Genomic DNA, 22,595 nt, shown 5'->3' with positions numbered 1-22,595 from the left:
TGATGGCGATCATATCGACGATTAACGTACCGCTACTTAACGGTACGTTCAACAGCTGTGCATGGTTGTCATCTCATGTTTTTCGGATCGCAGCGACCGCCGAGGTCGGGCCCCGCCCATGTTGCGGTGTGGTTTCCTTGAGATATGTCAGCGGGTGCGGAGTTCACGATCGACGAGCTGGCACGCGAGGCCGGAACCACCGTGCGCAGCGTGCGGGTCTACCACGAGCGCGGGGTGCTGCCGCCGCCACAGGTCAAGGGGCGCACCGGGTTCTACGGCCCGGAACATCTGAACCGGGTACGGACCATCAGCCGACTGCTCGATCGCGGCATCAAGCTGAACGGCATCCGAGAGTTGCTGGAGGCCTGGGATCGTGGCGACGACCTGGGCGACATCCTCGGCGTGGGTGAGCACGAGGACGTCGTGCAGGCGGACCTCACCGATCGGCCCGATATCGCCTTCCCGGCCGAGGTTTATCGCGACGCTGGCGAAATCACCATTGCCGCAACCGAACTCGCGCAGCTGTATCGCGATGTGCCCAACGGTCTGGCCCGGGTGATCGCCGCGGGGATGTACGAACCGGTCGACGCCGCCACCTATCGAGTGGTCGATCGGCAGATCGTCCGGGTGGCCGAACAGCTGGCTGCCGCGGGTTTGCCACAGGCTCAGGTGCTCGACGAGTTGGAGCGTCTGGTCGCCGACTGCGATCGCATCGCGCGCCGGTTCGTCGACCTGTTCGAGCGCACCGCATGGCAGTCGTTCCAGCAGTCCGAGCGTGGCAGCGCGGATGTGGCCGAACTGGCGTCGCGGCTGACCGAAGCGCGCGTCGCGCCCGGTCGGGTGGCCGCCGAACTGGTCGATCGGTATGTGGGGCGCTATCTCGAGCGCGATACCGCGGAACTGTCGGAGATCCTGCCCGATCGGTGAGTCCGGCGGCATCGTCCCGTTGTTCAGCGGCGTATACGGCCGCCGCCTCGTGGTCGGCCACTCTTAACAGTCCCTTAGGGCATTGACCCCTCGTAATCGGGACGGATCGGCCTCTCGCCGTGCAGGATTCGGCTCGAAGGACGAGCTCGACACCCGCCGTGGTAGACCCGGGGGGCCGGGGATGTGCCGAACCGCCGGATGCCCGCAGCAGGGAGGCATTCACGTGACGGTGGTTCGGCACATCGCAGGGCTCGGATCGGATACTTAACAATCCCTTTGGCTTTCACTGCCGATAACCAATTCGTGGTCCGGTGTTCGAATGCCAGAATCGGCGGTAGCCGGGTTTCCGGTCGTCCCGGTATCGGGCGGAATCCAGGTCGCTCGACGGCGGTCGCACTGGCCCCACATTCCTCCGTCGTCGTTCGCTCTGGATTCCGCCCCGTACCGGGAACCCGTTGGACGGCAACGATATTCGACGACAGGACGGCGAGCAGGCAATGAGCGACCGCGACGGTTCCCGGCGATCCGCACAGCGGTTCGAACCCGAACCGGCCGATCTGCTCGCCCTGGCCGATCTGCTCGCCCTCGCCCCGCCGGACTGGCGGCGGCTGGACGCGAGTTTCGCGCTGACGGTGCTCACCGAGTCGGCGCACGCGGTATTCACCACCGGCGACCGCTCGGTACCCGTCGACGTACCGGTGTCGGTGCTGGCGCGGGTTCGTCAACTGCGCGCGAAGGCCACGGCCTCGCCCGGCGGCCCGTGGTGGCGGCTGCTGGTGCGCGCCGAGGCGGGTGGCGGCGTCGAGGTCGATTACGACTACGGGGACGAACCATTTCCCGACGGCCCGCTGTTCGGACCCGAGGCCTATCGCGCCGATGTCGCGGCGCATCCGCGACCCCGGCTGCCGGTATGGCTGGCGGCGTACATGTTTCACGACGGGCGTCAGGAGCGGTCGGCCCCGACAGCCACCGCCGCGGCCCTGGCGGATCGGCGCGCGGGCGTTCAGGCTCGCACCGTCGAGGCCGAACTGCCGTCGCTGTCGCAACTGTGGGCGCGCTGGGCGGTGCTGTCGGCGGCGTATGCGGCGACGGGATCGGCGCGGGGCCCGCGGGTCGCGCGCGGACGGGCCTGGTTCGAACACGATGGCAGCGGCGCGAGCCTGTTCGTCCGGCCGGACGGAACCGCCGTGCTCTCGGGCGGGGTGTGGGACGCGCCCGCGCTCAACGCCGCCTACAACGGTGGTATCGACCTGCCGAATCTGTATGCGGGAGCGCCGGACTGGCTGACCGCCGAGGTGGTGGACGAGCGCGCCTCGGTGGGGCTGCTGTCGTTCTGCTTCTGGTGGGACGGCGCTCGTTGGTATCGCGGGGAGTCGCCCTCGGTGGCGCAGTGCGGTTCGGCGCTGCCCGAGATCTGGGCCGATGAGTCCACGATCGGGACGGTCGTGCGGCTGCTGTCGGCCCGGCAGGAGATGGGGCGACGGATGGCGGTGGCGGGGTTGTTGCGTGCCGCGCACGCGGGCGAGGTCACCCGACCGCCGGTGGAGGCGGCCTTCGGTCGCGATCGTGAGATCGACGCGGCGCTGGCGCAACTGGCGGCGGCCGGATTGCTCGCACGCGGTGCGCAGAGTTTGCCCGGACCCCACCACACCGCCGACGACGATCGCGACCGGCGGATTCCGGACGCCCGTCGACGGTGCTGGAGGGTGGCCCCGAGTTCCAGCGGCTTGCATTTTCACCGCCGCCGGGGGGACGGTGGGTAGTCAATGGTTCGGATAGTTGCCGGATCGTGCCGGTGTTACGGTAATCGGATCAGTTCGGGCGTGTCGGCCGGATGCGGAACCGGAGCGGACACAAGCGAATCCACGGCCCGGGGTGCGCGCGTTCCCGGGTCGGCAGTGCAGGAGAGGGGTGCGTGATGGGGACCCAGAAGTGGGAGATCGACCCGGAGTCGTTCATCAAGGCCGCGGGTAAGACACAGCACGTCGCCGATCGGATCAGTCAGGTCTGGCAGAAGCTGGACTCGGGCACCTCGGCACTGGGCAGTCCGTGGGGTACGGACAAGACCGGTAAGCAGTTCGCGACCGGGGACGGCGACAACGGCTACATCAAAACCAAGGAGAATGTCGGCAAGGGCCTCACCGGTCCGGAAGGCATGACCAAGAGCGTCGAGAATCTGGCCGACGGTCAGCGCGAGACCGGTGAAAAGGTGCGCAGCGAGCTGGAGGCTCGGAACCGTCGCAGCTTCGAAACGCGGAAGTAGGCGGCCATGGCGGGAGCATTCGGTCCGGAGAGTCATCCGGATCTCATGGAAGACATCCAGTCCACGCTGGCCACCATTTCGCGATTGCAGCGCGAGCGGATCCAATTGGTGGGCAAGGCCTCGGTGCGTCGCGGCCGGATCACCGCGGTGGTCAATGCCGACGGCGTGCTGGTCGACCTGAAATTCGGACGCGATATCGAGGATCTGGAATACGCCGATCTGGCGCGGGCGGTGCTCGAGGCGGTGCAGGAGGCGACCGCCGATGTCGGACGTAAATCCCGGGAGTTGATGGCGCCGCTGGAGGAACAGCGCTCCCGGTTGCCCAAGCTGTCGGATCTGGTGCCCGGCATGCCCGATCTGCGCTCGCAACTGCCCACGCCCGAACGCGCTCCGGTGACCAAACCCGCGATACAGGAAATCTTCGGAGACGAGGCCGGGGCGAAATCGGAGATGACCTACGACAATGTCGAGGTCGTCGACCAGCGCGACGCGCGAGAGCCGGGTGTCACCGATTCCGGTTGGTAATCGGGGATTGACGTCATATGGAGTTGATGGACGCACTCGGCTGGGTGGCCGGGGCGGAATGGCCCAACGGCGATCCGGGCCAGATGCGCACGCTCGCCGGGCTGTGGCGCGAGGCGGCGGCCGAACTCCGCGAGATCGAGCGGGATGTCGACGCCGCCAAGAAAGCGGCGCTGGACGCGTATCCGGCCGGTGAGGCGCGCGACAAGATCGCCGCCGCCTTCGATTCGATTCGCGACGCTCCGGGAATGGCGCTCGACGATCCGAAGAACGGTTCGGTAGCGCGACTGGCCCACGATTTCGAGAGCATTGCCACCGGCGCCGACAGCACCGCCGACGAGATCGAATCCGGGCAGTGGATGGTCGAATCCTCGCTCGGACTGCTGGCGATCGAGATCGCGGCGGCCTGGGCCTTCCCGCCGACCGCGCCGGCGGTCGAGGCCGGTGCGATCGTGGCCACCCGCTTCGCCATTCGCGCGTTCATGATGGGCGTGCGCGAGCGAATCCTGTCCTGGGTGCGCAATCGGATCGCCAAGATCGTGCTCGACTTCGTGCTCAAACACGTCTTCATCAACACCCTCATCGGCGCGGGCCAGGACGCCGCCATTCAGCTGATCCAGATTTCGCAGGGGCATCGCAAGGGCGGATTCGACTGGGACAGATTCATTGTCACCACCGTCTCGTCGGCCCTCGGCGGCGCGGCGGGCGGCAAGTTCGGCGAATTCGTGCACGGGAAGCTGGACGATATCGCGCTGCGGCCGCTGATGAAGGACATCATCATGGCCAAGGCCGGCGGTCTCGTCGGCGGCGGCGTCGGCTGGGCGGCCGGGCTGGCGACGCAATTCGGTTTGGATCTCTATCATTCCGGCGGCGACTGGGACAAGGCGGTCCAGAACCTCGAGCGCGGCATCAAGGAATTCGATCCGCGCATGTTGACCGGCGGCATGCTCAGCGGCTCGATCACCGGCATGTTCAAGGGGTCGATCACCCGGCATTACGAGATGTCGGAGCACTGGGGCCGGGGCGTGGGGGCCGGTATCGATCCGCGTGCGGCGCGGGTGGGTCTGACCGGTTCGATCGATACGAATATCAACGCGGGTCGCGATCTCGGCGTGACCGATGGCCCCGGCGGTCACGAGGGCGGCCGAATCGTCAACGAAAATCCCTCCGGCACAGGCGGTTCCACGGCCGGTGTGCGCGGTGGCTCGGAGGGTGGCGGATCGCGGGCCGGTATCGCGGAGTCGCGTACCGACACGAATTCGCGGACGGGTGGGTCGGATACGACGGGAGCCCGGTCGAGTGAGGTTTCCTCGCGGCCGAAGGCCGGTGACGGTTCCACGCTCGAGACCGGTAACTCGCGTCTCGAAAATACCTCGGGCACAGGGGAAAACACGACTACCCGGCCCCAGGCCGGGCTTTCCTCCGATCAGTCGACGACCGATTCGCGGACTGGCTCCAATACTCAGGGTGCGGATCGCTCCAGCGCGTCGAATTCCGCTGCTGCACAGGCACGCTCGGACGCGGCTGGCGCGCCGGTGCGTTCGGACGCGGCTGGCGCGCCGGTGCGTTCGGATGCGAGCGCCTCGCCCACACGGACGGACGCGCCCTCGAGTTCGGATACCGGTCGGAACGCGAGCGAGACCTCCTCGCGTCCGAATAGCGCGGGAGAGCAGTCGCGCCCCCAGGCCGGTTCCTCCGAGGCGCGGCCCGGTGCGGATCGGCCCGCGGCGAATACCCGCGCCGGTGTCTCCGACTCCAACAGCCCTCGCCCGCAATCGGATTCGTCGCCGCGAGTGCGTGCCGATTCGACCGGTAACGAGGCCCCGCGCGCGGGCGTTCGCCCCGCGAGCGAAGTCGGCGAGCGTATGCAGGCGCGGTCCAACGTCGGTGAGGCGACCGCACGCCCGGAACGCGCCTCCAATCTCGCCGACCGCGCGGGCTCGACGAATGAGCCTCGCGTACATGGAGATCGGGAAACGGCTCGGCCGATCGGTGACCGCGATCGCGCGGCCTCGACGAATGAGGCCCGCCCACAAGGCGATCGGGATGGGGCGCGCACGTCCCGCGACGGTGAGAACACCAGCCGGCCCGTCGGTCAGCGTGATCGTGCGGGCGTGCCGGAGGAATCTCGTCCGCAGACCGATCGAGACGGTCGTCCGGTGCGCGACGAAGGCGCGAAACAGCCGATCGGACAGCGGGATCGGGCCGGTATCCCCGAGGCGGACGGCTCGCAGTCGGTCCGCGCCGGTGATTCCGAGGAGGCCGGAACCCAGCGGGGACGAGGCGACGAGGACAAGCCGCTGCGGCCCTACGAGGAGGGCATGCGGCGGCCCGGCGAGGACTCCGACCAACCGGTCCGTGACGAGGACGTCACGCATACACGGCCCGGCGATGACGACATACCCGCCGATCGCGATGGGCCGCAACAGGATCCGGCGCTGGTCGGCGTCGTCCCTGCCGCGGCGGCGCACGAGGGCGGTACGCATACGCGCCCGCCGCGAGCCGAGGCGGGCGACGGCTCCATACCGCCGCGCGATCCGGACGCCGGGGACACCCGGCGGTCGGGGCCGAAGGGTGACGACAATCGCGGCCGCTGCGGCGTGCTCGCGGTGCGGGAGCTGATCAACCGATTCCCCAAGCGGTCGTTCCGGCTACCGGAGCGCGAGGTCGGCGCGGAGGGGATGAGCACCGGGGAGCTGGTCGCCGCGACCGGCGGCCGGTTGCGCGAATTCACCGGTGGGCACGCCGAAATCGCGGCCCTGCTGCTGAAGATGAAGGACGGCGTCTCGGCGCTGGTGGTCGACAGCTATCGCACGCCCCGGGACAATCACGGTGTCGGCGCGCACGCCTATCTGCTGGTCCGCGAGGGCGACAAGATCGTGGTCCACGATCTCACTCGGGGCGAACCGCACGGCTTCCCACCCCGCGTACCTCATGAGCTGGGCCGCACCCAGGCGATCGTGCTCGACCACAACGGCCGCCCGCTCGACCGCGTCGGCAACGGCGCGCGCAAATGGCTCATGCGCGAGGGCGCCGAATCCGCCACGCAGGCACGCGAACTCGGCCAGAAGCTCGATCTGCGCACCGAGCAGATTCGCAATATCCTCGGCCAGACCGCACTGGGCCGCGAGGTACTGCACGCCCTGGGCCCCGACGGCGATCCGGCCGCGCTGCACCAGATTCGAGAACTGCTGTCGCAGACCGACTCCGGCCGCGCCATCCTCGAAATCCTCGGCGATCGTGGCGGTTTCGGCCCGGTCGACGAGCCCACCGGCCGCTGCGCCGCCCTGTCGCTGGCCGAATTGCGGCGCATGTACGGCCCCGACTCCGAGATCGGCCTGCCGAACCGGGTGGTCGACGAGAACGGCATCAGTGAACACGAACTGACCGCCGCCGCCGGCGGTAAACTGCGCGCCTTCCCCGATCACCAGGCCATGGCCGACGAACTGCTGCGCCTGGGCGACGGCGCCTCGGCCCTGGTGGTCGACGCCTACAAGGGTCACACCGACGAACACGGCGTCGGCTCACACGCCTACCTGCTGGTCAACGAGGGCGACAGCATTGTCGTGCGCGATCCGTCCACCGGTGAGCAGCACGGCTTCCCGCCGCGGGTTCCACACGATCTGCAGGGCCGCCCGCGCGCGATCGTCTTCGACGGCGAGGGCCATCCCACCGATCGGCTCACCGAATCCAAGCGCACCGAATCGGCGCAGAAGACCTTCGACCCCGAGTCGGCCGGACGCATCGGCCGCGCCCTGGACGCCGCGCCCGACCAGGTCCGGGAGATCCTGCGGCAGACCGAAACCGGCCGCCGGGCCATGGCCGCCATGGAGGGCCTGCCCGCGCGGGAGCGGTTCGACGATTCGGAGGGAACCCAGACCCGGGCCGGATACTTCGACAGCCACGGACACGATCTGGTGGTCCTCACCTCCGGGCGCGGACATGTGGATCAGGCGCAGACCTTCGTGCACGAGGTGGTGCACGGTCGCCGCTCGCTCGAGGGGTCCACGGCCATCGGCCGCGAACGGGAGCTGCCGCGCGACGAATACGTGCGCGCCATGATCGACGAGGAGACCGAATGTTTCCTAGAGGAGGGCAAACTCGCAAAGGAACTGCGCGACCTCGGCTATCGGGCGCCGGATTCGCCGGGCGTCAAGGAATACGAGCGCGCCTACGCCCAGACCGCCGAGCGATTGGGCCGCGAATCCCCGCAGTTGTCCGAGACCCAGATCCACGAACAGGCGCACGAGGCCGGATTCGCGGCGGCCCGCGACGTGGTCGCCGCGCACAGTGGCGGGGACGGCAAGAGTTATCGCGAGTACTACAACGAGGCTTGGGACAGCGCGGCCGCGCACGCGGCACAGCATCCGGCGCCCGCCCCGCACTATCAGCGGATGTCGCCCGAGATCGCCGAGCGGCTGCGCGTCGACGCGATGCATTGGAGCAATGACGCGCTGCGGGTTCGGGAGCTGGAGACGCGCCTGGACACCCTCGTCGGCGAGCGCGGTCTGACCGTTGCCGACCGGTCCGAGATCCGCGACCGCGTCGGTGATCGGCTCGCCGAACTGGATCGTGCCCTGGCCGATCCGGCGACCACCCCGGAGCAGATCCGCGATCTGCGCCGCGAACAGCATCGACTGCGCGAACTGTCGGATCTGGCCGACCGCTGGCACAACGGCCGGGCGGGGCTGATCGAGCAGCATCGGCAGATCCACGATCTGGCCGCCTCCGATCAGATCGATGCGATCGTGCGCGCGAATCCTGGGGCACAACGGATTTCCGATCACGCGGTGCTGATACCCGGTCCGCCCGAACGACTGCTGATCGTCGCCCCGCGCGGCGGTCAGGATCATGTGCTGGCCGATCCCCGCGTGGGCCAGGAGATCGGCCGCCTCGGCCTGGACCGGGTCGACTACAGCCGCATCGATGTCGATCGCGACGGTCGGGTCGAGGTCACCCGTGCCGGGCTCGCCGAACTGAGCGCGCCCGTGGAGCGATACCAACCGGTCACCCCGATGGATGCGGCGACGGTCGCGACCAACGATCGGGTGGGTGGGATTCGCGCCGAGATGGCCCGCACCGAGGTGGGCCGGTGGGTCGACGAGGTGCTGCGCGATGTCGAGATCACCCACACCGCCGATCCCGACGGGCAGGGCTACCAGCCGTATCGTGATCGGCTGGTCCTCGACGCCGGTCTCACCGATGCCGAACATATGGCCGCGCTGGTCCATCACGCCATCCACGTCGCGGCGGCGCGCGGACACGAGACGCCGCTGGGTCGGCACGACCGGGTCACGCCGCAGGAGCGGATCGCGCTCGAGCGCGAACCCTACATCCGCCGCATGCTGGACGAGGAGACCAGGGCGCACGCGCTGGAAATCGTTGCGGCACTGCAGTTGCGGGCGGCCGGACATCCGGTGCCGGAACCCGTCGGGGCGCGCGCCTATATCGACGAGTTCATCCGGGCGCGCGAGGTCGCGAGCCAGACCCGCGAAGGACTGCCGACGCCGGAGCCATTGCACGCGGTTCTCGACCGGATCGCCAACGACGCCGCGCTCGCGGTGCTGCGGCCGGAGGTGGAGGCCTACGCGCCGCACGGGCGGACCTACGAGGAGATCTACGGGGCCGCCTGGGACGAGGCCCATGTCCTGCCCTTCACCGATATCGTGAACGTCGCCCGGGCCTCCGGCGAGGTGTCGGTGGAACGCCTGGATCAGGGTGGCATCCAGGGCCTGCGCCGGGTGGAACTGGTCACCTACGGCAATGGTGATCAATACATTCGCAAGACGCTGATGAACGCGCGCCTCGCGGATGCCGAGATGCTGTCGGGGGCGGTGGCGCATGCCTTCGGCGTCTGGATGCCGCGCAGCTTCGCCGACGGCAATGTCGTTTATACGGAACGGGTTACCGATCGCTTCGAAAGTCAGGCGAACCCGCCGCCGGGCGAGCGGATCATCGGCGGCGTCGCACTGCACGAACTGCTGACCAATCACCGCGCGGGCGGCGACGATCGGGTGATCACCGGGCCCGACGGGAAGCTGCGCTGGGCCAACTACCACCGCTCCTACGAAACCGCCACGCTCACACCGGAAGCCGTCAACCGGCACACCGAGCGCTACGTGCGGGTGGGCAAGGACGGAACGGTCGAGTTCATCGATCACGACCTCACCCGGTCCGAGGTCGGCTGGGTGCGGCGCACGGTCGAGGCGCTGCGGCCCGAATTCGAGGAAGCGGGCCGAGCGAGCTGGCACGATCAGATGCTGCGGCGGGTGGATGAGCTCGCGGCGCACGCTCGGCCCGACGGGACCTCGCCGAATACGGCGGCCCCGCGGCACGCGGACACCACGGCCCCCGAACAACCGCGCAGCGGCCGCCCGGCCTATGGCGACGGATCGCGACCGCCGGAGTCCGGCCCGGCGCGCGCGCCTCGGCTCGAGGGCGCGGTCGCCGAATTGCCGCGTCCGCCTTGGGAAGACCGCGCCGGCACGCACCCGGCGCTCGACGCTCCCGCCGCGCAGGAGAAGACCTTCGGCGGCTTCAGGGAGTCCACGCCTGCCCGCGAGGGCTGGGACGGAACTCCCGAGCCGCGGGGCCGCCACGCCGAGGGTCCGGTACACGACGGCGCGACCGAGCCGCACACAGCACGTCCGGAACCGGCTGCCGCGGAACCGGATTCGGCGCCCCTCGAACTGCGTCGTGCCGTGGATTCGGTGCTGCGCGAGGTCGCGGAGCAGGGTCGCTGTGGCGAACTGTCGCTGTGGGAGTTGCGGCGGATATTCGGCGCGGGATCCGGAATTCGCCTGCCGGAGCGCCTGATCGGCGTCGAGGGTATGGCGCGCGAGGAGCTCATGGCCGCCGCGGGCGGTCGGCTGCATTCGTTCGAGGACCATGCCGCGGTCGCGGATCGGTTGCGCGCGTTGGGCGATGGCGCGGCGGCTCTGGTGGTCGACACCTATCGCGGGGTTCGTGACGAACACGGCGTCGGTGGTCACGCCTATCTGCTGGTGAACGAGGGCGGCCGGATCGTGGTGCGCGATCCGGCGATTCGGATGCCGCACGAGGATCTGGCTCGGCTGGGCCGGGGTGTGCGCGAGACCGAGGCGATCCTGTTCGACCGCGAGGGCAAGCCGATCGATCGGCTCGACGACGCGACCCGCGAACGCCTGAACACCGAGGCCGCCGAACGATTCGGCAGGCCCGAATGGGAGGGCGTCGGCCGATCGCTGGACGCCGCGCCCGAACAGGTGCGGGAGCTGTTGCGGCAGACGCCGACCGGGCGGGACATGCTCGAGCTGGCGGAGCGGCTGGGGATTCGGCAGGTATTCGAGCCGATGAGCCGTGACGTGTACAACCAGGGCGAGTTCCGCTCGCTCGAGCACGCCGCGGTCGTGTTCACCTCCGGCTTCGACCATGTCGGCCAGGCCCTGACGCTGGTGCACGAGCTGCTGCACGCGGTGCGTTTCGTCGAGGGTCGCGCCCCGGACGCGCGGACCACGACCCTCGAGGACTACATCCGAGCCGGTGTGGACGAGGAGTTCGACTGCATCCTGCGGGAGATGAGTCTCGCGCGCGAAATCCGTTCGCTGGAAGGCGAATACGCCATACCCCCGAATGCGATCGAAACGAAGTACACCGGGGTGTACGACCGTGAGATCGCGCGGCTGAGCGCGGAGGGTCACTCACCGGAGCAGGCGCACGCCGAGGCGGAGCGGATCGCGCTGCGGGAGGCACGGGAGTTCACCGAGACCTACCGGTGGGAGGACGGTAGTTATCGCGATATCTACCGTCGGGCCTGGGAAGCGGTGAATCCCAGCGGGGAGCTGACCCCCTCGGAGGGGCACCGGGTGCAGGATCCGGCGCTGGCCCGTCGAATTCGCGAGGAGGCGCTGCGCTGGCACCTCGAGGTTCGCCACGCCCAGGAATTCGGCGGCGGCGTCGATGAGCGCATCCAGGCGCACAACGACCTACCGGGCGTCGGTCACCTCGACTTCGAGGCCGAGCACCCCGAGATCATCGCGCAGGTGCGCCGGGAGCTGGCCGCCGTCGACGCCGAAATGGCCGATCCGGCAATCGGTTCCGAGCGTCTCGCCGAACTGCGCGCCATGCGGCAGCGGCTGCACGAGATCGGCGATCTGTCCGATGCGTTGCAGAACACGATGGCCCGGATCGACCATCACAAGGTCGGCGCTCATATGCTGGCGCTGCGCGATGTGGTCGACGCCATTCAGCGCGATCATCCGGGTTCGCGGATCATCGACGACTACGCGGTCCTGATCGAGGGCGAGCCGCCCGAACTCATCGTCGCGGCCATGCCGGGCGAGCACGAGCGGCTGCTGAACGGCGGCGAGCTGGCCGAACTGGTCGAGCGCATCGGCCGCGAGCGGATCGAATACCGCAATGTCGAGGTCGATCGCGATGCGCTGGTCGACGTGAGCACGGTGCACGAGCCCGACGAACCGATGCCGCGCCACGCGGAGATCGAACCGAACCACTTCGCGGATATCGCGAAAGAGGAACGGCTGCAACCGGTTCGGGAGCGCATGGACGATACCGATGTCGGCGCGTGGGCCAATCGCATGCTGGCCGATGTCACCGTCGAATTCCGTGCCGACGGTGAGCACGGTTACGAACCCGCCTCCCAGCGCGTGGTGCTCGATCCGCGGGCGTCCGACGGTGAGATCGCGGCCGCGCTGGTGCATCACGCGATTCACGTGGAGATGGCCAACTTCCGCGATCTGCCCGGCGGTTTCCGGGATCGGATGACGCTGCCGCGCGCCGATTACATCGAACTCATGCGCGGCGAGGAGGCGTGGGCGCACGCGTGGGAGATCGTCGCCGCGGGCACGCTGCGCGAGGCCGGTGGCTTCGACATACCCCCGCTGCTCGGCGAGGAGAGCTTCGCGACCGCCTATCACGCGGCCGTCGAGGAGGCGCGACTGCGCGGGATCACCGACGAGGAGCAACTGCAGGGCATCGGATTCGAGGCCGGGCTCGAGGCGTTCCGGCCGGAGCTCGAACACTATGCGCCACATGGTGAAACCTATGCCGATCTCTACGGCGCCGCCTGGGACCGGGCACACGGCGAGGGCGAGTTCGCCCATCCGAACGATATCGACGCCGCCGCGGAGCCGGGCGTGCCGAAACCCGCCCTGGCCGAGCACGCCGTCCCGCGCGCGGCTAGCGAGGGCCGCTGCGGTGAGCTGACGCTGTGGGAGCTGTTGCGCGAACTGGGACCCGAATCCGGAATCCGATTGCCGGAGCGCCTGATCGGGCCCGAGGGGATGTCACGGGCGGAGCTGATGGCCGCCGCGGGTGGACGCCTGCACGAATTCGCCGACCATGCGGCGCTCGCGGATCGGTTGCGGCAGTTGGGTGATGGATCCCGTGCGCTGGTGGTGGACATGTATCACGGCCCGCGGGATGCCAATGGCGTCGGCGGGCACGCGTATCTGCTGGTGAACGAGAACGGGCGCATCGTGGTGCGCGATCCGGCGCTCGGCGCGGAGCATACCGATCTGTCCCGGCTGGGCCGCGATGTGCGCAGCGTCGAGGCGATCGTATTCGAGGGCGGCAGTAAGCATCCGGTCGATCGGATCGACGATCTCACTCGGGAGCTGCTCACGCGCGAAGCGCTGGAACGGCTGGGCGAACCGGAATGGGTCGGTATCGGCCGTTCGCTCGACGCCGCGCCGGATCAGGTGCGGGAGTTGTTGCGCAACACCGAGACCGGGCGGCGGATGCTCGAATGGCTGGACACCGTGGCGGCGCACGAGGTGTTCACGCCGCTGCCTCGATCGGGAACCGCCTCCGGCGAGTGGCACGATCACGCGCACAGTGCGAACATCTACACTTCCGGCAGCCCGCATGTGGATCAGGCCATCACTCTGCTGCACGAGATGGTGCACGCCGAGTACTTCCTGCGGGGTCGGCAGATCCCGAACAATCCGGCCGCGATACCGCGCGAGGAGTTCATCCGGCTGCGCGTCGACGAGGAGACCGAAGCCTTCCTGCGACAGGGTCAGCTGTCGGAAGAACTACGCGCACAAGGCTTCTCGGTGCGCGAGTCGATCACCGAAAGCACCTACAAGTCGGCATATCAGGCGGAACTCACGCGACTGGCCGCGGAGCGGCCGGGCTTGCCCTCGGACTGGGCCGGTGAGCTCGCCCATCAGGTGGCCCGGGAGGCCGCCTACGTCACGACCCGCGACTTCCGGTGGGCGGACGGCAGCAGTTACGGCAAACACGCCGCCGAGATCTGGGATCGGGCCAATGCCACGACGAACTCCGGTCCGGTCCCGCAACAGCACGCCGGTCCCGTCCCGCCGCCGCATCCGCGCGCGTACAGCCTGACCCCCGAGGGCATCCGGCGGGTGCGCGAGGTGAATCTGCATCGCAATCACGACGCAGTCCAGTTGCGGGAGATGGACCACGAGCTGACGAAGGGGGCTCGGACGTCCGGTGTCACCAATGCCGACACCGGGCTGATGCGCGATCAGATCAACCGCAAGCTCGCCGCGCTCGACGCCGAACTGAATACCGCTTCCGCCGAGCGGCGTCCGGATCTGCTGCGAGAGCAGCATCGGCTGCGCGAACTGTCGGATCTGGCCGATCGGCGCGACGCGCTCGAACACGCGATGATCTGGGATCGGACCGCGCAGCTGCACGATGTCATCGCCGCCGATGTCATCGACCGCGTGGTGTGGGACAACCCTGGGGCACAACGGATCTCCGACCACGTCGCGCTGCTGCCCGGACCGCCGCGGCGTATGGTGGTCGCGGCCGCGCCGGGCGAACATCACGCCGTGCTGGCCGATCCGCGGGTGGTCGCCGTTCGCGCCGGCGCGGAGGTCGAATTCCGGGCGGTCAAACAGCAGGACACCGGTGAGCTGCACGTCTGGTCGCCGCCGCGGCTGATCGAACCCGAGACGCACGCCGTGCCGACCCCGCAGCGGTTGGCCGAGGAAGCGACCCGGCGGCGCCTGGAACCGATTCTGGAGCAGTTGCGCGGCACCGAGATCGGGGAGTGGGCCGACGGCGTGCTGCGCGATGTGGAGATCGTGCACACCGCCGATCCCTCCGAACACGGCTTCAAGCCGTCACTGCGTCGTCTGGTGATCGATGTCGGGCTGACCGACGAACAGCATCTGGGCGAGCTGGTGCATCAGGCCATCCACGCCGAGCTGGCCGCCGCCCGCGATCCGGTCGAGGTCCTGCGTCAGCAACTCGCGCTGCCCCGCGAGGCCTACATCAATCAGATGATCGGCGAGGAGACCCGCGCACACGCGATGGAAATCCTCGGGGCGCTGGAACTTCGGGCGGCCGGGATCGATGTGCCCGACCCGGTCGGCACCCGCGCCTATGTCGACACCTACGAACAGGCTCGGGCACGGCTGGCCGAGAGTATGGGCGTGGCCGGGCGGCCGGAGCCGCACGAGTTGACGTCGACGCTGGATCGGCTGGCCAGCGAGGCGGGGCTCGTCGCCCTGCGGCCCGAGGTCGAAGCGCATCTGCACGACCACGTCTCCTATCGCGATTTCTACGGCCGGGCCTGGGATGCCGCGCACGGGGTGCAGAGCTTCGGCGAGCAGGTGCTGGCCGCGCGTGCCAGCGGCCTGCGCAATGCGGTCGATCTGGGCGAGCATTCGGCCACCACGTTCGATCTCGGCCGGGTCGGCTACAAGGTCGAACTGGTCACGTTCAACAACGGGCGCGAGTACTACCGCATGACGCTGCCGGACCCGCGGGCCGCGCAGGCCCAGGAGGCCTCGTCGTTGCTGGCGCGGGCCGCGGGCATGGCGGTGCCGCCGATGAAGGCCATCGGAAACGACGCATACGTCGAAAAGGTCCCCGCGGAAAGGATTTCCGCGCTGTTCGGGCCGAACGGTCGCGACGCGGCCACCGCGCTGCACGATGTGCTGACCGGACTGCCGCCCGGTGAGGTCCGGGTGGTGCACGATGCGAGCGGACAGCATGCGTGGGTGCTGCACCATCGGGCCTTCGAATCGTCGATTCTGGACCGCGCCCACATCACGCACTTCGCGGAACGCTTCCTCCGGGTGCGACCCGACGGCCGGGTCGACGTCGTCGCTCACGATATCGACCGCTCGGCGCTGGAGCGTCTCCGTGATCGGGTGCGTTCGACGCGACCGGATTTCGAGGCGATGGGCCGCGGGCGCTGGCACGACGAGGCAATGGCCCGGCTGGACGACCTCGTGGCCCACGCCCGCCCGGACGCCATGCGCGACGATGTGCTCGATCTGCGTCGTCGTGCCGACGACGGGCTCGAGGACACTCCGACCGGGCCGACCCGGCGGCGTACGACCGAGCCGGACGATCCCTCGACGACGCCGACCAGGCGACGCACGGACGAACCCGACGATCCCTCGACGACGCCGACCAGGCGACGCACGGACGAACCCGACGATCCCTCGACCGCGCCCACCCGGCGACGCACGGACGAGCAGAGCAGTGACGTGCCGGAGGATCCGCCGACGCGGCCGACGCGGCGGCGCACCGATCAACCGGGGAGCGAAGCGCCTACCCGGCGTGCGGATTTCACCGAGGAGCCGGAGGATCCGCCGACGCTGCGCACCCGGCGCGACGGGCATATTCCGCAGGGCGACGGGTCGGGGCAGCAGCACGAGGGCGGACCCCGTGCGGACGAGCCGATGCGGTTGCAGCGCAGCCGGGACTGGGACGTGGCGCGCGGGCAGTCCGACGGCATCGGGCGGGTGGGGCACGACCAGACCGTCGACGGGTCCCGGCAGTCGCAGCTGCGGCCGGTGGAAACCGATGTGCCGCAGGTGGATCGGGCCGCGGAATCGCCGCGACGGGACGCGGTCGTCGACACGCGCGGTCGCTGCGGTGAGCTGACCCTGCACGAACTGCTGCGAATGTACGGCCCGGACAGCGGAATTCGGCTGCCGGAGCGACTTATCGGCCTCGAGGGTATGGCCCGCGAGGAGCTGATGGCCGCCACCGGTGGGCGTCTCGAGTCGTTCGGCGACCACGCCGCCGTCGCGGATCGGCTGCGGCGACTGGGCCACAATGCCTCGGCGCTGGTGGTCGACCACTATCGCGGCCCGGCCGACGCGCACGGCGTGGGCGGCCACGCCTATCTGCTGGTCAACGAGCACGGCCGAATCGTGGTGCGCGATCCGGGGACTCGGGTGGAACATGCGGATCTGTCCCGGCTCTCGCGTGATGTGCGCGAGGTCGAGGCGATCGTTTTCGACGACAGGGGCGTGGCCGTCGATCGCATCGACGACCTCACCCGCGATCGCCTGGCGCGGGAGGCGGCGCAGCGACTGGGCAGCGGGGACTGGGTGGGCGTCGGCCGGTCGCTGGACAGCTATCCCGATCAGGTGCGGGAGTTGGTGCGGCGCACGCCGACCGGGCGTGCGATGCTCGAACTGCGGGAGCGGCTGCCCATCGAGGAATCGTTCGAACCGGTCGACCGCGAACATCTCGTCGCGGGCAAATTCAGCGGCGTCGAGCAGACCACCTTCGTCTTCACCGCCGGTAATTCCCATGTGTCGCAAGCGATGACGATGGTGCACGAACTCGTGCACGCATCGCATTTCGTGGACGGTCGGGCCGGTGACGCGCGCACCATGAGCCGCGAGGACTACATCCGGGACCGGGTCGACGAAGAGGTCTCCTGCTTCCACACCGAGATGATCTTCTCGCGGGAGCTGCGTGCACTGGACGACGGGTACGAGGTACCCGAGACCCGCTACGAGCACGCCTACAACGAGCGCTATCTGGCCGAGATCCAGCGGCTGAGCCTGGATCCCCAGCTGTCGCCCGAACGGGTGCGTGAGCTCGCCGACGAGCAGGCGCGGCTTGCCGGGCGAAAAGAGGTGGAATTCGGTCGCTGGGCCGACGGCACCACCTACCACGACTACTACGGCAAGGGCTGGAACGAGGCGAATCCCTCTGGTACACAGTGGCATTCGGATTCGGATCATCGGCCCACCAGCGCCGAGGTCGCGGAGCGACTGCGGGTCGGTGGCCTGCACTGGGGCCTGGACGTGCGCCGTTCGCTGAGCTCCTACTCCGAATTCGCCCGGCTTGCCGAGCAGGTGGGTCTCGAGGCGTACTCACCACGGGCACGCGAACAGATCGCCGATCGGCTCGCCGATCTCGGAACGCGATTGGCGGATCCGTCCCTCGATCCGGACGCCGCCGTGGGTCTGCGTCGTGAGCAGCACGCCCTGCGCGAGCTGTCGGATGTGCTGGATCGTCGCGAACATTACGACTATCGACTCGACCAGCACCTGGCGGCGATGCACGCGCTGGGGATCGACGATGTGCTGGCCGCGACCCTGCGCGACCATCCGGATGCGACGCCGGTGGGTGACCGCGCGGTGCTGCTGCCCGGATCGCCGCCGAAACTGATCGTCGCGGCCGAACCGTACGGACACGACGCCCTCCTGTCGCGCCCGGAGATCGCCGAGCAGATCGCCCGGGTGGGCGGGGATAACGTCGAATACCTGACCGTCACCGTCGACGCCGAGGGCAATGTCTCGGTGCGCCGCGCCACCGAGTCGGAGTCCGCACCGCTGCAACAACATCCGGCCGAGGATGTCGCCCAACGGCATCTGGCGGACACCGCGAGCCGGGAACGCGCGGCCCGCATCATGGAACAGTTCGCCGCCACGCCGGTCGGGGACTGGGTCGCGCGCGTGCTGTCGGAGCACGGCGTCGAGATCACGCATACCGCGGATCCGAGCGCTGCGGGCTACCAGCCGTCGCAGCGGCGGGTGGTGCTCGACGCGGGCGCCACCGACGCCGAACAGGCGGCCGCACTGGTCCACCACGCCATTCACATCGAGGTCGCGGGCGCGCGGGAGACGCCGGGCGCGGGCCTCGAGCGGTCGACGATGCGGCGCTGGGACTATGTGGAGCTCATGCTCGCCGAGGAGACCCGGGCGCATGCCATGGAGATCATCTCGGTGTCGCAGCTGCGCGGGACCGGACTCGACATTCCGGACCTGGTGGGGGAAAGGGCATTCCGGGACGCGTACGCGAACGCGGTCGCCGAGGCGCGCGATCGCGGTGTCGCCGAGGCCGAATGGCCCCGCATCGGGGTCGAGGCCGGTGTCGCGGCGCTGCGGCCCGAGATCGAACGGTATGCCCCGCACGGTGAGACCTATGCAGAGAGCTACGGCGCGGCCTGGGATCGGGCGCATGCGGTCCAGAATTTCAGCGACAAGGTCGATGTCGCGCGGATGACCCGGGTGCGCGACGCCGTCGACCTGTCCGAGGGACGTGACCTGCCGCCCGGTATCGCGAAGATCGAACTGGTCGACTACACCAACCAGACCAGCCTGATCGAGGTCACCACGCGCGATGCGGCCACCGCCGATGCCGTGGTGCTGGCCGCGATGGTCGGGCAGGTGTTCGGGCGCGATATCTCCGAGGCCTACGCCCACGGCAATGTGGTGTATCTCGATCGGCTGCCTCCGGCCACCGTCGTGGAACTGCACGAGGACGAGTGGAGCGCGCGCAGTATCGGCATGCACGACGCGCTCGCCGGTGTCACCGCACGCGAAGCGGATCGGTGGATCTTCGATCCGCTGGACGGCCGCATCATCGGCCAGTTGAGCACGCGCGCTTTCGATTCCGCCGCCTGGACCCGCGATACGGTCAGTGCGTACGCCGAACACTTTTTGCGCGTCGGCGAGGACGGCAGCGTCGAATTCCGCGAACACGAACTGGATCCGGCGACGCTGTCGCTGTTCCGCAACGAACTCGCCGGTCTGCGGCCCGAATTCGCCGCCCGTGGCCGCGAGGACTGGCACGACCTGATGATGCGGCGCTTCGACGAGATCGCCGCGCATGCCCGCGCCGAGGATTCCTACGATCCGGGCGAGGGTCCGCGGATCGGCCGATCGCTGGATCCGGTGCCCGCGCAGCTGCGGGATCTGTTGGGGCGCACCGAAACCGGTGTCGAGATCTTGAAGGTGCTCGACAGCGGTCTGATCCGGGAGCGGCTGGAAACCACGGGGAATGCGGAGCTGTACGGCCAGTTCGAGGCCGCCGACCTGACCGCCACGGTGTACACCGAGGGCCTGACACATCCTGAACAGGCACTCGCGCTCGCACACGAGGCGGTGCACGCGGAGTACTTCGTCCAGGGCAAGACGGCGTATCTCGAGGACCGGATCTTCGAACTGGGCCGCGAGGAGTTCGTGCGCGCGGTGCTGGACGAGGAGACCGACTGCTTCGTCCGTGGATTGCAGCTCGCGCGGGAACTGCGTGCCCTGGGCTTCGAGATGCAGACCTCGCCGCCGGAGGTCGAACACGCCTACGCCGAGCGCTACGACCAGATGCTCGAGTACTACCGCGACGATCCGTTCCTCACCCCGGAACAGGCGCACGCCCAGGCCGACGCGATCGCGGCGAAGGCCGCCCGTGCGGTGATCGAGCGGTACCGAGACGCCGCGGGCAAGACCTACGTCGATATCGCGCGGGAGATGTGGCAACAGGTCCGCAGCGAGGGTTCGGACAGCGGCTACCGGCCGGAGGATCCCAGCGTCGCCGAGCGGCTGCGGATGGAGGCGGTGTACCGGCACGCCGAGCACCTGCGTCTGCAACAGCTGGTCACCGAAATCGACACCCGTGCAGCGGATCACGATATCGAGGCCGGACAGGATCACCTGTCGATGCGCCGCGATGTCATGGAGCGGATCGGGGAACTCGACACCGAACTGCGTGATCCGGCCACGCCGCCGGAGCGAGCCGCCGAGATCCGTCGCGAACAGCACGAATTGCGTGAATTGATCGACCAGCGTGTCGATTTCGATCAGCGTCGGTCCCGGCTCTACGCCCTCGTGGACGCGGTGCACAGTATCGCCGTTCGCGATGTCCTCGCATCCCTGCAGCGCGACTTCCCGCATACCGAGCTGATAGGCGGGCGCGCGGTGCTGATCGAAGGCCCGGGTCCGCAGGAACGACTCGTGATCCCGGCGCTGCGCGGCGACCATCACGCTCTGCTGCGGCGGCCCGAAATCGCCGACGAGGTGGCATATCTCGGGCTCGAGCGCGTCGAATTCGTCAATGTCGACGTGGACGGGATCGGCCGCATCCATCTGGAGACCGTCGACGAGCCGGGCGAACCACTGGTGCGCGCGGAGAGCATGTTCCCCATGGAACTCGCCCGTACCGCCTCCGCGGCGAAGCTACGGGAGATCACCGAGGCCCTGGCGCGCACCGAGATCGGCGAATGGGCCACCGGCATCCTGCGCGGCACCGAGATCGTGCACACCAGCGATCCCGCCGAGCACGGTTATCAGCCGCTGCGGGACCGGCTGGTGATCGATATCGGTCTGTCCGACGCCGAGCAGATGGCGGCGCTGGTACACCACGCGGTGCACGCGGAAATCGCGCGGACGCGCTCGTCCCGTGGCAGCGCCGAAGAACTGTTGCGCCTGGATCGCGAACCCTACGTCGAGCGGATGCTCGACGAGGAGACCCGGGCGCACGCCATGGAAATCCTTGCTGTGCAGCAGCTTCGAGCCGCTGGCCATGATGTGCCCGAGCCTGCCGGGACCCGGGCCTACACCGAGGCCCTCGAGGCGGCGCGCCGCGCGGCCGGGCCGGGGGATGCCGCGGAGCTGGATCGCGTCGCGAGTGAGGCCGCTGCGGCGGCGCTGCGACCGATTGTGCGCGAGCATGAGCTGCACGGGATTTCGAACGAGGAGTTCTACCGGCGGGCGTGGGACGAGGCGCATGCGCGGCAGGACGAGTCGTCACTCGGGTCCGGCCGCGACCTCGAGCCCGGGCACGGGCCGAAGTTCCGCGCGGCCGATCCGGAATGGTCCGGGCGCGGCGAAGGCGAGCAACTGCTCGAGCGACTGATCTCACCCGAGGCCCGCGCGCTGCTCGAGGAGCTGAACCGGGGTCGCTGCGGCGAACTGTCGCTGCGGGAACTGCTGCGGCTGTTCGGGGACGAATCCGGAATTCGATTGCCCGAGCGCGTGATCGGGCTCGACGGCATGACCCGCGGCGAACTGGTCGCCGGGGCGGGCGGGCGGCTCACCGAATTCGCCGACCGCGCGGCATTGCTGGCTCGGCTGGAACAGCTGGGTCCGGGGGCCGCGGCCCTGGTGGTCGACATGTACCACGGTCCCGCCGATCGCCACGGCGTGGGCGGGCACGCGTATGTGATCGTGCACGAGGGTGACGGCCGGTTCGTGATCCGCGACGCCTCGACCGGTGTGGTGCACGACGATCCGTCCCGCCTGCCGCACGATGTGCGCAGTACCGAGGCCGTCCTGTTCGAGCCGAACGGCCGCCCGCACGAACCGGTGGACGAGGCGACCCGGCAGCGGCTTGCCGACCAGGCGCGAGAGGTGTTGGCGCGCAAGGGCGAGGACACGGTCGGTCAGAGCCGCGAGGAGGATCTCGAGCGTGCGGTGCGCGAGGCTCGCGAGCGCGCCGAACAGCTGCGCGACGAGGCGGATGCCGATCCGGACGACTCGCTGAAGCGGTGGCGGGCCGAACAGGCCGAGCAGACCGTCCGCGAGCGTGTCGAACTGCTGGAATGGCTGCGCGATCACACCCGCCCCGGTGATGAATCCGAATACATCCGAAGGCAATTCGATCGGGTGGTTCGCGAGGCGGGCGAGGCGCGCGAACGCGCCGAGCAGTTGCGCCGCCGGGCCGAATCCGAGGTCGACGACTGGTTCACCCGGCAACTGGCCGAACACGAGGAGTGGGTGGCGCGTCAGCGTGACGAGATGGCCGCCTGGCTGCGCGATCGCGTCGGCGTCCCGGGGGAGCAGCCGCGACCCGCCGCCGAACCCGCGCCGCAGCCGCGCACCGGCGACCCTTCCGATACGGCCGCACGTCAGGCCGCCCGAGAGCAGTTGGCGCG

5 protein-coding genes are annotated in these 22,595 nt (G+C 69.2%); all 5 read left to right on the top strand.

Annotation, left to right across the window (positions count from 1 at the left end; translation table 11 throughout):
• Positions 1-144 precede the first annotated feature (144 nt).
• Positions 145-927, top strand: a complete 783-nt coding sequence (locus NP4_RS27045; RefSeq protein ID WP_068003622.1) for a MerR family transcriptional regulator — start codon at positions 145-147, stop codon at positions 925-927.
• Positions 928-1,424: 497 nt separating this feature from the next.
• Complete coding sequence (locus NP4_RS27040) at positions 1,425-2,690, top strand: hypothetical protein (protein ID WP_068003621.1); 1,266 nt, start codon at positions 1,425-1,427, stop codon at positions 2,688-2,690.
• A 155-nt stretch (positions 2,691-2,845) separates the two neighbouring features.
• Entirely contained in the window at positions 2,846-3,190 is a 345-nt protein-coding gene (locus tag NP4_RS27035; protein ID WP_068003613.1) for a hypothetical protein, read from the top strand.
• Between the two features lie 6 nt (positions 3,191-3,196).
• Positions 3,197-3,715, top strand: coding sequence for a YbaB/EbfC family nucleoid-associated protein (locus NP4_RS27030; RefSeq protein ID WP_068003611.1), 519 nt, complete (start codon positions 3,197-3,199; stop codon positions 3,713-3,715).
• Positions 3,716-3,732: 17 nt separating this feature from the next.
• Positions 3,733-22,595, top strand: an 18,863-nt coding sequence (locus NP4_RS27025) for a toxin glutamine deamidase domain-containing protein (RefSeq protein WP_156524946.1), incomplete at its 3' end; no start/stop codon positions are given.

The organism is Nocardia pseudobrasiliensis NBRC 108224, from assembly GCF_001613105.1.
Taxonomy (GTDB): Bacteria; Actinomycetota; Actinomycetes; order Mycobacteriales; family Mycobacteriaceae; genus Nocardia; species Nocardia pseudobrasiliensis.
The sequence above is the reverse complement of the archived record's forward strand: the minus strand, read 5'-3'. Positions and strand labels throughout refer to the sequence as shown.